12 protein-coding genes are annotated in these 13,853 nt (G+C 60.0%); 8 read left to right on the top strand and 4 right to left on the bottom strand.

The annotated features are described in order from the left end of the window. The first annotated feature begins 27 nt into the window (after positions 1–27). Together zapE and ACZZ0D_RS06810 are read left to right on the top strand one after the other, a co-directional pair. The gene (gene zapE / locus ACZZ0D_RS06815) at positions 28–1,158 is read left to right on the top strand and encodes a cell division protein ZapE (RefSeq protein ID WP_463552747.1); all 1,131 of its coding nucleotides are present in this window, start codon (positions 28–30) and stop codon (positions 1,156–1,158) included. A 180-nt stretch (positions 1,159–1,338) separates the two neighbouring features. Beyond that, a complete protein-coding gene (locus tag ACZZ0D_RS06810; protein WP_463552746.1) occupies positions 1,339–2,652 on the top strand; it encodes a leucine-rich repeat-containing protein kinase family protein in 1,314 nt (437 codons plus the stop codon). A gap of 102 nt (positions 2,653–2,754) precedes the next feature. On the opposite strand, the gene ACZZ0D_RS06805 is transcribed toward ACZZ0D_RS06810, so the two are convergent. Continuing rightward, entirely contained in the window at positions 2,755–3,459 is a 705-nt protein-coding gene (locus tag ACZZ0D_RS06805) for a YebC/PmpR family DNA-binding transcriptional regulator (RefSeq protein WP_053121745.1), read from the bottom strand. A gap of 221 nt (positions 3,460–3,680) precedes the next feature. Between ACZZ0D_RS06805 and ACZZ0D_RS06800 the strand changes: the two genes are divergently transcribed. Next, positions 3,681–5,066, top strand: a complete 1,386-nt coding sequence (locus ACZZ0D_RS06800; RefSeq protein ID WP_463552745.1) for a type VI secretion system Vgr family protein — start codon at positions 3,681–3,683, stop codon at positions 5,064–5,066. A 118-nt stretch (positions 5,067–5,184) separates the two neighbouring features. On the opposite strand, the gene ACZZ0D_RS06795 is transcribed toward ACZZ0D_RS06800, so the two are convergent. Both ACZZ0D_RS06795 and ACZZ0D_RS06790 read right to left on the bottom strand, forming a co-directional pair. Next, positions 5,185–6,582: an FAD-dependent oxidoreductase gene (locus tag ACZZ0D_RS06795; RefSeq protein WP_463554767.1), complete on the bottom strand. Its 1,398-nt coding sequence runs from the start codon at positions 6,580–6,582 to the stop codon at positions 5,185–5,187. A 67-nt stretch (positions 6,583–6,649) separates the two neighbouring features. Further along, a complete protein-coding gene (locus ACZZ0D_RS06790; protein WP_053121750.1) occupies positions 6,650–7,975 on the bottom strand; it encodes an MFS transporter in 1,326 nt (441 codons plus the stop codon). Between the two features lie 285 nt (positions 7,976–8,260). Between ACZZ0D_RS06790 and ACZZ0D_RS06785 the strand changes: the two genes are divergently transcribed. Both ACZZ0D_RS06785 and ACZZ0D_RS06780 read left to right on the top strand, forming a co-directional pair. Beyond that, entirely contained in the window at positions 8,261–9,133 is an 873-nt protein-coding gene (locus tag ACZZ0D_RS06785) for a LysR family transcriptional regulator (protein WP_053121752.1), read from the top strand. 122 nt (positions 9,134–9,255) lie between these two features. Continuing rightward, positions 9,256–9,984 carry a CatB-related O-acetyltransferase gene (locus ACZZ0D_RS06780; protein WP_463552744.1) on the top strand — a complete coding sequence of 243 codons (729 nt, stop codon included), beginning with the start codon at positions 9,256–9,258 and terminating at the stop codon, positions 9,982–9,984. Between the two features lies 1 nt (position 9,985). On the opposite strand, the gene ACZZ0D_RS06775 is transcribed toward ACZZ0D_RS06780, so the two are convergent. Further along, positions 9,986–10,846, bottom strand: coding sequence for a LysR substrate-binding domain-containing protein (locus ACZZ0D_RS06775; protein WP_426619676.1), 861 nt, complete (start codon positions 10,844–10,846; stop codon positions 9,986–9,988). 112 nt (positions 10,847–10,958) lie between these two features. On the opposite strand from ACZZ0D_RS06775, the gene ACZZ0D_RS06770 reads away from it, so the two are divergent. The 3 genes from ACZZ0D_RS06770 (at position 10,959) to ACZZ0D_RS06760 (ending at position 13,777) form a co-directional block, all read left to right on the top strand. Further along, positions 10,959–12,068: a 2-aminoethylphosphonate--pyruvate transaminase gene (locus tag ACZZ0D_RS06770; RefSeq protein WP_282358772.1), complete on the top strand. Its 1,110-nt coding sequence runs from the start codon at positions 10,959–10,961 to the stop codon at positions 12,066–12,068. Between the two features lie 144 nt (positions 12,069–12,212). Further along, positions 12,213–13,040, top strand: a complete 828-nt coding sequence (gene phnX, locus ACZZ0D_RS06765; protein WP_053121759.1) for a phosphonoacetaldehyde hydrolase — start codon at positions 12,213–12,215, stop codon at positions 13,038–13,040. A 188-nt stretch (positions 13,041–13,228) separates the two neighbouring features. Continuing rightward, entirely contained in the window at positions 13,229–13,777 is a 549-nt protein-coding gene (locus tag ACZZ0D_RS06760; RefSeq protein WP_053121761.1) for a cytochrome b, read from the top strand. The last annotated feature ends 76 nt before the right edge of the window (positions 13,778–13,853 follow it).

The following is a 13,853-nucleotide window of genomic DNA, read 5'->3' as shown; positions in this document are numbered from 1 at the left end:
GCATGACCGATACGGAGTGACCGCAGAGTGCCCGCCCGACCGCCGAAACGATCACACCTGAGCCAACGCTGGCCGGTGCTGCGCCGCTTGTTCGGCAAGGGCATTGGCGCCAGCGCCGGGCACGAGGCGAGCGCACAGTCGATCCGCGATTATTTCCGCAACAAGGCGCACCAGCAGGGTTACACCCTCAGCCACAGTCAGCAGCGCGTCATCGATTGCATGGCGCAACAGGCCAGTCTGCTGTTCGGCGCCACCGCACAAACTCCGCCGAGCCTGTACCTGCACGGCGCGGTCGGGCGTGGCAAGAGCTGGCTGCTCGACGGTTTCTTTCAGGCGCTGCCGATCACGCAAAAGCGGCGGCTGCACTTCCATCAGTTTTTCGCGCAATTGCATCAAGGCATGTTCAGCCACCGCGAGCAGGAAGACGCCCTCGCCACCACCCTCGATGACTTGCTGCAAGATTGTCGGGTGTTGTGTTTCGACGAATTTCACGTGCATGACATCGGCGACGCGATGCTCATCACCCGGCTGTTCAAAGCGCTGTTCCAGCGCGGGATTCTGCTGCTGGTGACCTCTAACTATCCGCCTGAAGGTTTGCTGCCCAACCCGCTCTATCACGCGCGTTTCAAACCGGTGATCGAGTTGATCAATACGCGCATGCAGGTCATGGAAGTTGGCGGCCCGCATGATTACCGCAGTCTGGCGCGCAATCATGAGCATCAAGTATTTACCCATGGGCATTATGTCTGGCCGGGTACGGCCGATCAGCGCATGGCCCTGAACCTGCCGGCACAGGATGCCCCGCCATTGTCGCTGGCCGTCGGTACCCGGCATTTTCGGGCGCGACGGTGTGACGACAGAAGCGTGGCTTTTACCTTCGATGACCTGTGCGAGCAGCCGACGGCGGTGATGGATTATCTGGAGTTGTGTCGGCGTTTCGACCACTGGGTGATTGATGATTTGCCACTGCTGGGCGACTGCTCGATTGCGGCGCAACAGCGCTTCATTAATTTGATCGACGTGCTTTACGACCAGGATAAACACCTGACGTTGATTGGCCGGTCGTCGCTGTGCGAAAGCCTGGGCGGCGATGCGATTGATCTGGGGCGTACGCGTAGCCGGTTGGGGCAGCTTCAGGTTATCCCTCAACTAGCCTGACGCCAGCCTCTGTAGGAGCTGTCGAGTGAAACGAGGCTGCGATCTTTTGACCCTCGGTTTGCCAAATCAAAAGATCGCAGCCTGCGGCAGCTCCTACACCTGCATTAGCTTCTGCCGTTATCATGTCGTCCATTCCCGAGCGCCTCGTGCGCTTGTCCTCTTTCTAAAGTGAACACCTACATGCACACCCTTGCTCAATTGCGCGCCGGCGAGTTGTCGGGCATCACGCGGCTGGATCTGTCGTGCGGGCTGACCGAGTTTCCACGCGAGATTTTCGAGCTGGCCGACACCCTCGAAATCCTCAATCTCAGCGGCAACAACCTGAGCAGTCTGCCTGACGACCTGCACCGTCTGACCCGCCTGCGCGTGCTGTTCTGCTCGGACAACCCGTTCACCGAACTGCCCGCTTGCCTCGGCCAATGCGCGGCGTTGACGATGATCGGTTTCAAGGCCAACCGCATCGTCAACGTTCCCGGTGTCGCGCTGCCGCCGCTGTTGCGCTGGTTGATCCTGACCGACAACTGCATCGAAACCCTGCCGACCGAACTGGGCGAGCGCCCTTATCTGCAGAAACTCATGCTGTCTGGCAATCGTCTGCAAGCGCTGCCGCCGTCGCTGAGCCAATGCCACCGGTTGGAGCTGTTACGCATTTCCGTCAACCAATTCAGCGAATTGCCGCAATGGCTGTTGAGTTTGCCGAGCCTGACGTGGCTGGCCTACGCCGGTAATCCGCTGGAAACCGAAGCCGATGCTGCCGCCCTTGAAGCCACGCCACTGATCGACTGGTCGGCGTTGCGGCTGGAGCAGAAGCTGGGCGAAGGCGCTTCCGGGGTGATTCACCGGGCGATCTGGCAACGTGCCGATCACAGCGAAGAGCCAGTCGCGGTGAAGTTGTACAAAGGTGAGATGACCAGCGACGGCTCACCGCTGCACGAGATGAACGCGTGCATCACAGCTGGCTTGCACCCGAACTTGATCCGCGTTGAAGGGCGAATCGACGGCCACCCCGACGGTCAGCAAGGCTTGGTCATGCAGTTGATCGATCCGAGCTTTCGCAACCTCGCCGGGTTGCCAAGTCTGGCGTCGTGTTCGCGGGATGTTTACGCCGATGACCTGCGCTTCACGGCTGACGTTGCGCTGCGCATTGCCAAGGGCGTTGCCTCGGCGGCGGAGCACCTGCATAAGCAAGGCATCACCCACGGCGACCTCTACGGGCACAACATTATGTTGAACGACCGAGGCGATTGTTTATTGGGGGATTTTGGCGGGGCGTCGTTCCATGCCACGACGGATAACGCGCAGACGCAGGCGCTGCAACGCATTGAAGTGCGGGCGTTCGGGGTTTTGTTGGGGGAGTTGCTGGCGCGTATCGACTCGGGGTTGAGTGACGAGCGCCGCGTGCAACTGCAAGCACTGGAGCGGCGTTGCTGCCAGGCGGACGTGCTGGCGCGGCCGGGGTTCGGTGAAGTTTTGCGGGATCTTGAAAATTTGTGACCGCTGCGCGGTCAATCGCGAGCAGGCTCACTCCTACAAGTGAAATGCGTTCCAATGTAGGAGTGAGCCTGCTCGCGATGAGGCCATCAGTGGCGACGAAAATCAGCCAGCCAGACCCACAAACATATCCTGCACGTCATCATGGTTATCGAGGCCTTCAAGGAACGCCTCAACTTCAGCCATCTGCTCATCGCTCAACCCGGTCACCGGGTTTTTCGGCTGGTAGCCAAGCTTGGCCGACAACACGGTGAAGCCTTGCTCCGGCAGGGCTTTCTGCACGGCATCAAGGTCAGTCGGGTCGGTCAGGAACAGTGTTGCGCCGTCTTCGCCCGGCTCGAAATCCTGAGCACCGGCTTCGATCGCGGCCATTTCCGGATCGGCGTCCGGGGTGTCCGGCGACGCTTCGATCATGCCGACGTGGTTGAAGTCCCACGCGACCGAACCGGAAGCGCCCAATTGGCCCTTACGGAACGCGACGCGGATTTCGGCGACGGTGCGGTTGACGTTGTCGGTCACGCACTCGACGATCAGCGGCACTTGGTGCGGGGCGAAACCTTCGTAGGTCACGCGGTGGTATTGCACCGCTTCACCGAGCAGACCGGCGCCTTTCTTGATCGCGCGATCGAGGGTTTCTTTCGGCATCGAGGCTTTCTTGGCCTGTTCAACCACCAGACGCAAGTGTGCGTTGGTGGTGGTATCGGCACCGTTACGCGCAGCAATGGTGATTTCTTTCACCAGTTTGCCGAAGATTTTGCCCCTGGCGTTGGCTGCCGCTTCTTTGTGTTTAACCTTCCACTGTGCGCCCATTACTCACTCTCTTGATCTGTGGCGCCGAGACATCTATTGGCCGACGCGTGGCGCCAAGTTTATACGGCCTAAAGTCGGCAATCGACCAAAAATATTGATTGGCGAATCGACATCTTCACCACAACGTGTAGGGCGATTCTGAAAAGCTGCCTTGCGGTGACTATTCCGCGCTGCGGTTTCGTACCCTCTGCCGTCCGTATTCACCGACAGAACCTGTACGAATGCTCAATGACATGGAAAGTCCCTTCACCCTGACCCTGATCGATGGCGGATTGTGCCTGCCGGTGGTGCGTTTCAGCGGTGATGAAGCGCTCAATCAGCCCTTTCGCTTCGAGGTCGATGTCATTGGCCTGGCGCCCGCCGTCCTGCCCGACAGCTTGCTGGAGCAACCGGCGTATTTACGCCTGAGCGAGCAGCACGGTGTGCATGGCCTGATTCACAGTGTCCGTTGCGAACATCGCGGCACGCACCGGATCGGTTATCGATTGGTGCTGGTGCCTTATCTGCAACGTCTGGCGCAATCGCTTAAACGCCGGGTGTTTGTGCAGTTGAGTGTGCCGGCGATCCTTGCACAATTGCTCGCGGAGCATGGGCTGCCAAAGAACAGCTTTCGCATCGAAATGACCGTCGGCCACTACCCCGTGCGGGACTTTTGCATTCAATACGAGGAAAGCGACCTGGCGCTGCTGCAACGTCTGTGTGAAGACGAAGGCATCCATTATCATTTCGAGCATCGGCCTGACGGGCATGTAGTGGTGTTTGCCGATGACAGCCTAAGCCTGCCGCAGGAACCTACGCTGCTGCCCTTCAGTCTCGACGATGACACGCCGTCGCCACGGGTCAGCGCGCTGTTTCAGCAACATGACGCCGCGCCAATTCGAGCGCTGCACAGGGTGCGCAATCGTGGCCAACAGGCGTCGGGCGAGGACTCGGCCAATCAAACCGTGCCTGTCCTCGCACCGCAGATGTTGTCCCTTGAACAACGTCATGCCGAACAACGCAGCCGCCGTCATCTGGAGCGCCAGCGCTGCCAGTACCGCTCGATTCACGGTCGCTGCGACAGCCCCGGATTGCACAGCGCCGACCTGCTGCAAGTGACCGAACATCCGATCAATGCCTTCAATGAACAATGGTTGATCACGTCGGTGCGCCATCAGGGTCAGCAACCTTGCATCCTTGATCCGGCGCCGAGTGTGTATCGCTATCACTGTGATTTCACGGCTTTGCCATGGTCGACGGATTTTCGCCCGGCGCTGAAACAATCACGGCCGAGCATTCCGGGGATTCACTTGGCGCGAGTGCTGGGCACGAAGGGGCAGCCATCGAAACTGGATGACAAGGGGCGAATCAAGGTGAGTTTGTGGCCGAGGCCAACATCGCCTGATTCTGAGGGGATTTGGCTGCCGATCGCGTTGACTAACGCCAATGGCCGCATTGCCGCGCATGAATTACCCCGCGCGGGCAGTGAGGTGTGGGTGAGTTTTCTCGACAGCGATCCGGATCGACCGATTTTGTGTTTGGGTGCACAGCGCGAATCCGCGCCGGTTGAAGCACCGCCTGCACGCGACAGCAGCCTGCTTCTCGACTGGCTGATCAACCGCTCCTGACCACAAATCCAGACCTGTAGGAGCTGCCGATGGCTGCGATCTTTTGATCTTGTTTTTTACAATCAACAGCAAAAGATCGCAGCCTTCGGCAGCTCCTACAGGGGTTGTTTTCAACCCTTCAGGCTTTGTCGGCTTTGCCGGCAGCAGCGGCGAATTTCGCCAGGCGCACGTCTAGATGCCGTGGCCGGTGGCCGTGATCTTCGGCGCGCTCTTTGCGGCGGATGGCGTTGCGCACCATCAATGAGCCCAGATAACGAATCGGCTCCGGCGGGAAATACCCCAGCGGCCCGTTCACAATCGGCGAACGCGTCCAGGCGTTATCCATCCCCTGCACCAGCGACGCCAGAATTTGCCCGCCCATGTGACAAGGCCCAACCCCGCTGCCGGAATAGCCAAACCCGTAGAACACATTGCCGCTGCTGCTCATCTGCCCAAAAAACGGCAAACCGGTCACCGAGCGATCCGACGGCCCGTTCCACGTCGCATCGACTTTCACATCGCTGAACGCCGGGAAGAAGTCATCCAGACTGCGCTTGAGCAACCCGGCATACGGCGACGGCTGATCGAACACCGGCAGCATCCGCCCGCCAAAGGCAAAGGTGTTGCCGCCCTTGCCGAGCATGATCCGGCCGTCCGGGGTGTTGTGGTAGTAGTGCACGAAAATCCGCGAATCGAGCACGGTGACGCCGCTGGTCAAACCGATCTCCTGCAACAGATCCGGGCGCGGTTCGGTGATCAGCATGTCGCTGGAAACAATCGCCACGCTGCGTTCGAACTGCGGAAAGGCCCGGGCCATCCACGCGTTCATCGCCAACACCACGCGGTCGGCGATGATGTTGCCGTTGGGCGTCTGAATGCGCGCCGGCCGCCCTTCCTCCAGACCGGTCATTGCTGTGTTTTCATGGATCGTCACGCCCAGTTGCAACGCCACACGCCGCAATCCGCGCACCAGCTTGCCCGGTTGCACACTGGCCGCCGCTGGTGAAAACCAGCCTTCCAGATGTTTGCCGGAACCGGCCATGCGCTGCACATCAGCGACCGGCCGCTGGGTGAAAGAGTTGATGCCGTTACGCTCCAGCGCCGCGATCACCGCATCGGTCGAGCCGACTTGCGCACGGTTGGTCGCGGTGTACAGCGTGCCGTCGAGGCGGTAATCGGCATCGACGCCGTACTGCTCACAGAACTCGCCGATCGCATGAATGCTGCGCTCGGATTCCTTGACCAGACGCACCGCCTCCTCGACGCCAAACAGGCGTTCCAGGGTGAAATATTTCGCCGACCATGACAGCGCACAACCGCCGTTACGGCCACTGGCGCCAGCGCCGCAGATGTCGGCTTCGATCAGCCGCACATCGAGTTCGGGGTTCTGTTGCTTGAGCATGATCGCCGTCCACAACCCGGTGTAACCGCCGCCGACGATGCACACATCGGTGCGCACTTCGCCTTGCAGCGGCGGGCAAGTCTCGGACGTATCAGCCTGCAAGGCCTGCTCCAGCCAAAACGGTCTCATGGGAATTCTCCAGTCAGTGGGCCACGGCGCAGCCTGCCGCGAACGTCGCAGCAGGCCACGCGGCAGCGGGTTTTCAGGTACGCAGAGGTTTGATGGTCAGCGGGCAATTGGGGATTGAGGCGCGCGGCTCCATGACGCCAACCGGGCGGCTGTTCCAGTGCGGGATCAGCACCAGCGCCGAGAACAGGGCGCAACCGGCGAAGACGATGAACACCGTCACCGAGTCGAAATAACCCGGCAGCAAACCACCGAGTACCGCGCCGACCGAGCCGCAACCGTTGACGAAACCGGCCGCCGTGGCGCCCGCCTTGGCTTTACCGAAATCGATGGCGGCTGCACCGCTGATCATCGAGTCTGGGCCATACAGGGTCAGGCCCATGACAAACAGCAGCGCGACCACCAGCAACACACTGCCGGTTTGCAGCGCGGCCATAAACAGCGCCAGCGTTACGGTCAGCGCCAGCAAACTGATGACACAGGCGGGCATGCGCCGCGCGCCGAAGAGTTTGTCCGAGGCCAGGCCGATGAGGATCGGCCCGAGCAATCCGGCCAGTTCAAACGACGTTGGAATGATCGCCGCGCCGACTTTGCCGACACTCGGCATCTGCTCAAACACGATCACCGGGCCCCATAACAGAATCGCGTAACGCGCCGGTTTCAACATGAAATACGCCAGACCGAGCACCAACACCGTGCGGTTGCGCAGGATTTCCTTGAGCGGCTCCCACACGCTTAGCTTGCTGTTGGCTGCGGTTTCCTCAGCGGTCAGTACCGGCTCCGGATCCACTTCCGGCAGGCCGACGTCTTCCGGTTTATTGCGCTGGAAGATAAAGAACAGTACCGCGACCACTGCCACCACCACCGCGCTGGAAATAAACGCCGCGTGCCAACTGCCGATCAACGTATACGCCCACCAACCGGCGAACGGCGACGCGACCAGACCGCCAAACGCGTAGCAGGAACTCCACAAGCCAAGCACCCGCCCGCGTTCCTTCGCAGGAAAGAAACTGCCAAGGTTTTTACACAACCCCGACCATCCGGTGGACTGCGCCAGGCCTTGTATCAGCATGCAAGTGGCGAAAATCGGAAGTGTGGCGTAACTGCCCATCACCAACGCGGCTGCGGCGGAAATCAGCAAGCCGCCGAGCACCACGACCCGTGGGCCAAAGCGGTCGGCGAGCATGCCCCAGGTGAATTGGCCCACGGCATACGCCGCCAGATAGATGGCGTCGAGGTTGGCCATGGCCATTTTGTCGAGCATGAAGGTCGGGTCTTCGGCGATGCCCAGTTTGGCCACCGAAAAGGCTTTGCGGGTGAAGTAGAAAGCGGCGTACGCAAGCCAGGTAATCGCGAAAATCTGCACGCGCCAACGTGCGATGGTGCCGATGTGCTTGTTCATTGTGGTTCTGACCTCAGGGTGTGAGTGTGCCGGCAGAATCGTTAAGCAAAACGCCTGTGTTTTTATTGTTGAGCACTGCGATACCACCCTTCCCTCTGGCGGTACCGGTCAGATGAGGCCTGCTGTTGCACGCACAGGCTCATGGCCAACGCCGCTGCTCGACCGAGCAGTCAGCGATGGCGTGAGCCGATCAAAGCAATTACTGTTTAATAAATAAAATCGATTTATCGTATTTCACTCATAAGCTCAGCTTGTTACTGAACTGATCTCGCACCAGGAGTCGCCATGGCAGTCTCCCACGCTCAACTCAAAGCCTTCCACGCCGTCGCGGTGCATGGCAGCTTCACCAAAGCCGCCGAGCGGCTCTACCTCACGCAACCGGCGATTTCCGACCAGGTGCGCAAACTGGAAGAACGCTTTGGCGTTTTGCTTTTTCACCGCAATAAACGTTCCGTGCGCCTGACCGATCTGGGCGAACGCTTGCTGGCGATCACCCAGCGGCTGTTCGTGATCGAAGCCGAAGCGCAGGAATTACTTCAGGAATCCCAGGCCTTGCAGACCGGCAGCCTGATTCTGGCGGTGGATGCGCCGGTGCATGTACTGCCGCAGATCGCGCGGTTCTGCGAGCGCTATCCGGGGATCAGCGTGAAGATCGAGACCGGCAACACCGACGAATCGCTGTTTCGCCTGTTCAACTATCAGGCCGATCTGGCCCTGCTCGGGCGTGATGTCAGCGATGAACGCTTGCTCTGTGTTCCGTTGCGTAACGATCCGATGGTCGCGTTTGTGTCGCGTAATCACCCGTGGGCCGAGCGCGAGTCGATCTGCCTGGCGGATCTCGATGACACGCCGTTGGTGTTGCGTGAACACGGTTCGGTAACGCGGCAAACCCTGGAAGAAGAAATGGCCCGGGCCGGGTTTCGCATTCGTCCGGCGATTCAGGTCGAAGGCCGGGAAGCGGCGCGTGAGGCCGTGGTGGTGGGGATTGGTGTCGGGGTGGTGTCGGCGGCAGAATTTGGGGCGGATTCGCGGGTGTGCGCATTGCCGATTATCGACTGCACACGACGCCTGACGGAAACGCTGGTGTGCCTGCGCGAACAGAGTTCGCGGCGCGTGGTGGCGACGTTTCTGGAAATGGTGCGCGAGAGTCTGGCGTAACGTCGGAATTTTCGTATTCAGTCGAATCGAGATCGTCGGCTACACTGGCGCCTGAGCTCCTGTGACAAATTATTTCCCAACACCTTTCGCAGAGTTGCGATCACGGAATCGAAGAACGCATCGTGAAAAAACTAATCAATTCCGTTCGAGATCATTTCTGGAAGAAATGGATTCGCCAGCACGATTGCAAAGTCGCCGGTGGCATTTCCTCGTTGCACAAGCGATCCAGGCTGACGCTCGAGGAGCACGTGTCCATCGGCTATGTGGTGATCGAGTCGAAACACCTGAACATCGGTGCGCACACCTACATTCGCAGCGATTGCGTGCTGTCCGCCGTGTCCTCGATTGGGCGGTTCTGCTCGATCAGCACCCGCTGCTTTATCGGCCAGCAAAAGAGTTCTCACCCGACAGACTGGCTCAGTTCTCATCCCTTTCAGTACACCGACACCGCCCTGACCTTCGACCCGGTGGTGGCCGACGTCACCATCGGCCACGACGTCTGGGTCGGGCACAGCGCGATGATTCTTGAAGGGGTGCAGATCGGCACTGGCGCGATTATCGCGACGCGTGCGCTGGTGACTCAGGATGTGCCGCCCTACGCGATCGTTGCCGGCACCCCGGCGAAGATCATCAAGTACCGGCATGACCCGCAGACCATCGAACGGTTGCTCAAGAGTCAGTGGTGGAATCTCGATGTGAAGCTGTTGCAGACGCTGCCGCTGAACGATCCGGCTGCTGCGCTGGATCTGCTCGAAGGCATGCAGTTGGAGCAGGCCGATTACCCGAGAATCGAGGTCACGCGCAAAACTACAGCGATCCTGCCGGCGCAAGCGCAGTTGGCGATTGCTTGATTCAGGCCGGTGCCAAACCGAAAAACGCCTGAATCAAGCGCAATTCCCGCCGCCGCTCCATGCAACCGATCATGTGCCGGTTGACCAAGCCGTCGCCGACAATCGGAATCGCCACCACGCGCGGGTCATGGCTGACCTCCACCGATGACACCACGCCGACGCCCAACTCGGCGGCCACCGCTTCCGTCACCGCCTCGCGGCTGTCCAGCTCCAGCAGCACACGCGGATGGATTGCGGCCTGCGCACAGGCCTCGTCAAACGTTCGTCGGGTGATCGAACTCGGTTCACGCAGCACCATGATCACTTGATCCAGCTCCTTGAGTTTTACCTCGCCTTGGCGCGTTGCCCACGAATGCGCGGCGGGCACCAGTGCGCAAATCCGCGACTCGCTCAGCGCTTGCAGGTGCAGGCCTTTGCGCGGCTCGACTTCGGTCAATACCGCGACGTCCGCGTGCTCGGATAACAGCGCCGCGAGGGTTTCCTGAGCATTGCCCAAACGCAGATTCACCGTGATCCCCGGATAACGCGCGCGCAGGCTCGCCAACATCGGCATGACCATGTGCGGGCCGTCCGCCGCGACTTCGAGGCGCCCGGTGAGCAATTGCCGATTGGCTTCGAGCATGGTCTGCGCCTCTTCCGCGAGGCCAAACATCGCGCGGGTGATCGCCGCCAGTTTGGTGCCCTCCTCGGTCAGTTCCACCCGTCGCGCGGTGCGGCGCAACAGGGTGATCTGGTAGTGCTCCTCCAGCGCCTTGATGTGTCCGGTGACCGCCGGCTGACTGATGAACAACCGCGCAGCAGCGCGGGTGAAGCTGCCTTCACGGGCCACGGCGTCAAAGGCGCGCAGTTGGAACAGGTTCATGGATAACTCTCACTGATGGCTGGCATAACAACAAACAATTTGATTGATGCAACGCCGAATTGCAACGTATGCCCCGTAGCTTCATCCCACAGCGCTATCCGAGGACACACGAATGAGTATTGCCGAACCCATCCTGCTCACTCCCGGCCCGTTGACCACTTCGGCCCGCACCCGCCAGGCGATGATGGTCGACTGGGGGTCATGGGATGACCGCTTCAACCAACTGACTGCCAGCCTCTGCGAACAATTGCTGGCGATCCTCAACGGTGCCGCCACTCACCATTGCGTGCCGTTGCAGGGCAGCGGCACCTTCGCCGTCGAAGCGGCCATCGGCACACTGGTGCCGCGCGACGGCAAAGTCCTGGTGCTGATCAACGGCGCTTACGGCAAACGACTGGCGAAAATCTGCGAAGTGCTCGGCCGCTCGTTCAGCACCTTCGAAACCGCTGAAGACGAACCGACCACCGCCGCCGACGTCGACCGCTTGCTGCGCGCCGACAGTGATATCACTCACGTCGCGCTGATTCATTGCGAAACCAGTACCGGGATTCTCAATCCGCTGCCAGAGATCGCCCACGTCGTCGAACAGCACGGCAAACGCCTGATCATCGACGCCATGAGCTCCTTCGGCGCCCTGCCGGTGGACGCACAGAAAGTGCCGTTCGACGCGCTGATCGCCGCGTCCGGCAAGTGTCTGGAAGGCGTGCCGGGGATGGGTTTCGTCTTCGCCCGCAAGGAAGCGTTGGCCGCTGCGGCTGGCAATTCGCACTCGCTGGCGATGGATCTGTTTGATCAACACGCTTATATGCAGAAAACCGGTCAATGGCGCTTCACCCCGCCGACCCACGTGGTCGCGGCGCTGCATGAAGCCTTGCTGCAATACAACGAAGAAGGTGGTTTGCCGGCACGGCATGCGCGTTATGCCGCCAACTGCCAGGCGCTGATGGAAGAGATGGGCAAACTCGGTTTGCGCAGTTTTCTGCCGGCGGCGATTCAAGCACCGATTATTGCCACGTTCCATGCGCCGAGCGATCCGCGTTATCAGTTCAAGGACTTCTACGAACGGGTCAAGGCCAAGGGTTACATCCTTTATCCGGGCAAGCTCACTCAGGTTGAGACCTTCCGTGTCGGCTGCATCGGTCATGTCAGCCCGGACCAAATGCGCCAAGCGGTGGCGGCTGTTGGTGAAGTGCTGCGTGAGATGGAAGTCCTCGAAATCTGAACTCCACACAAATCCCCTGTAGGAGTGAGCCTGCTCGCGATGAGGCCGTGTCAGTCGACGACGATGTTGAATGAACAATCGCTATCGCGAGCAGGCTCACTCCTACAGTTTGAATTGCATTGCCAACATAGGAATTTAATTGCCATGAACTACGTCAATCCAAGCAAGCTGCAAGCCGCGATCCTCGATTGGGCCGGTACCGTGGTCGATTTCGGTTCGTTCGCGCCGACGCAGATTTTCGTCGAAGCCTTTGCCGAATTCGATGTGCAGGTCTCCATCGAAGAAGCCCGTGGCCCGATGGGCATGGGCAAGTGGGATCACATCCGCACCCTCTGTGATCAGCCGCAGGTCGCCGAGCGTTATCGCAAGGTTTTCGGCCGCACGCCGACCGATGACGACGTCACCGCGATTTACAACCGCTTCATGCCGCTGCAGATCGAGAAGATCGCCGAGCACTCGGCGCTGATTCCCGGCGCGCTGGAAACCATCGCCAACCTGCGTCAGCAAGGGATCAAGATCGGCTCCTGCTCCGGCTATCCGAAGCAGGTCATGGACAAAGTCGTCGAACTGGCCGCCACCAACGGTTATGTCGCTGATCACGTGGTCGCCACCGACGAGGTGCCGAACGGTCGCCCATGGCCGGCTCAGGCATTGGCCAACGTGATTGCCTTGGGCATCGACGACGTCGGCGCCTGCGTGAAGATCGACGACACCGTGCCGGGCATTCTCGAAGGCCGTCGCGCCGGGATGTGGACGGTCGCGCTGATCTGCTCGGGCAACGCGCTGGGCCTGGATTACGAAGGTTTCCGCGCCTTGGGCAGCGATGAACTGGCCAGCGAACGCAAGCGCATCCACGCGCTGTTCGAAAGCTCGCGTCCGCACTACATGATCGACACCATCACTGATTTGCCGGAAGTGATTGCCGACATCAACAAGCGTCTGGCCAAGGGTGAGATGCCGCAATCGAGCTGATTGCCCGGCCCGCAGTAAACAAAAACGCCAGCGTCTGCCCGACGCTGGCGTTTTTTTTCATGAAACCCGTGATTCAGAGCATTGAAAGTCCGATCAGCCTCAGGCAAATCCGCCAAAGCGGATTACAGTTAAAGCATGCCGTCGCCCTAGAACGGCAGTGTTGACCCTGATCTGTGAGGAAACACCGTATGCCGTGGACAAGTTCCGAATCTCGCTACAGCACCGTGTCGGTTCTGCTGCACTGGCTGATGCTGGTGTTGTTGGTGCTGGTGTATGCCAGCATGGAATTGCGCGGCTTCTTCCCCAAAGGCAGCGGCGGCCGCACGCTGATCCGCGAAGTGCATTACATGCTCGGCCTGACCGTATTCGTGCTGGTGTGGTTTCGACTGCTCGCGCGCAGCCTCGGCCCGGCACCGAAAATCTTCCCCGCTTCGCCACAATGGCAAACCGTACTGGCGCGGCTGATGCACTGGGCGTTGTACCTGTTCATGATTAGCATGCCGATTCTGGGCTGGCTGATCACCAGCGCCGAGGGGCATCAGGTGATGTTCTATGGTTTTGATCTGCCGCTGCTGGTGGGTGAGGACAAAGCCTTCGCCAAACAGGTGGAGGGCTGGCACGTACTGATCGCCACGATCGGTTACTGGCTGATCGGCCTGCATGCGCTGGCGGGGATCTATCACCATTATGTGGTGAGGGATAACACGTTGCTGCGGATGATGCCGAAGCGCGGGTGAAGTACCTGCGGTTATGCAGTTCATTGTGGCGAGGGGATTTATCCCCGATGGGCTGCGAAGCGGCCCCAAAACCTCA

This window comes from Pseudomonas sp. AC193 (assembly GCF_979258075.1).
Note: the sequence above shows the minus strand (reverse complement) of the source record. Positions and strands in the feature narration are given on the sequence as shown.

Bases quoted from the DNA above. Each gene is read 5' to 3' on its own strand.
- ACZZ0D_RS06810 (WP_463552746.1), top strand. From the start codon at position 1,339: ATGCACACCCTTGCTCAATTGCGCGCCGGCGAGTTGTCGGGCATCACG.
- ACZZ0D_RS06805 (WP_053121745.1), bottom strand. From the start codon at position 3,459: ATGGGCGCACAGTGGAAGGTTAAACACAAAGAAGCGGCAGCCAACGCC.
- ACZZ0D_RS06800 (WP_463552745.1), top strand. From the start codon at position 3,681: ATGCTCAATGACATGGAAAGTCCCTTCACCCTGACCCTGATCGATGGC.
- ACZZ0D_RS06790 (WP_053121750.1), bottom strand. From the start codon at position 7,975: ATGAACAAGCACATCGGCACCATCGCACGTTGGCGCGTGCAGATTTTC.
- ACZZ0D_RS06785 (WP_053121752.1), top strand. From the start codon at position 8,261: ATGGCAGTCTCCCACGCTCAACTCAAAGCCTTCCACGCCGTCGCGGTG.
- ACZZ0D_RS06775 (WP_426619676.1), bottom strand. From the start codon at position 10,846: ATGAACCTGTTCCAACTGCGCGCCTTTGACGCCGTGGCCCGTGAAGGC.
- ACZZ0D_RS06770 (WP_282358772.1), top strand. From the start codon at position 10,959: ATGAGTATTGCCGAACCCATCCTGCTCACTCCCGGCCCGTTGACCACT.
- phnX (WP_053121759.1), top strand. From the start codon at position 12,213: ATGAACTACGTCAATCCAAGCAAGCTGCAAGCCGCGATCCTCGATTGG.
- ACZZ0D_RS06760 (WP_053121761.1), top strand. From the start codon at position 13,229: ATGCCGTGGACAAGTTCCGAATCTCGCTACAGCACCGTGTCGGTTCTG.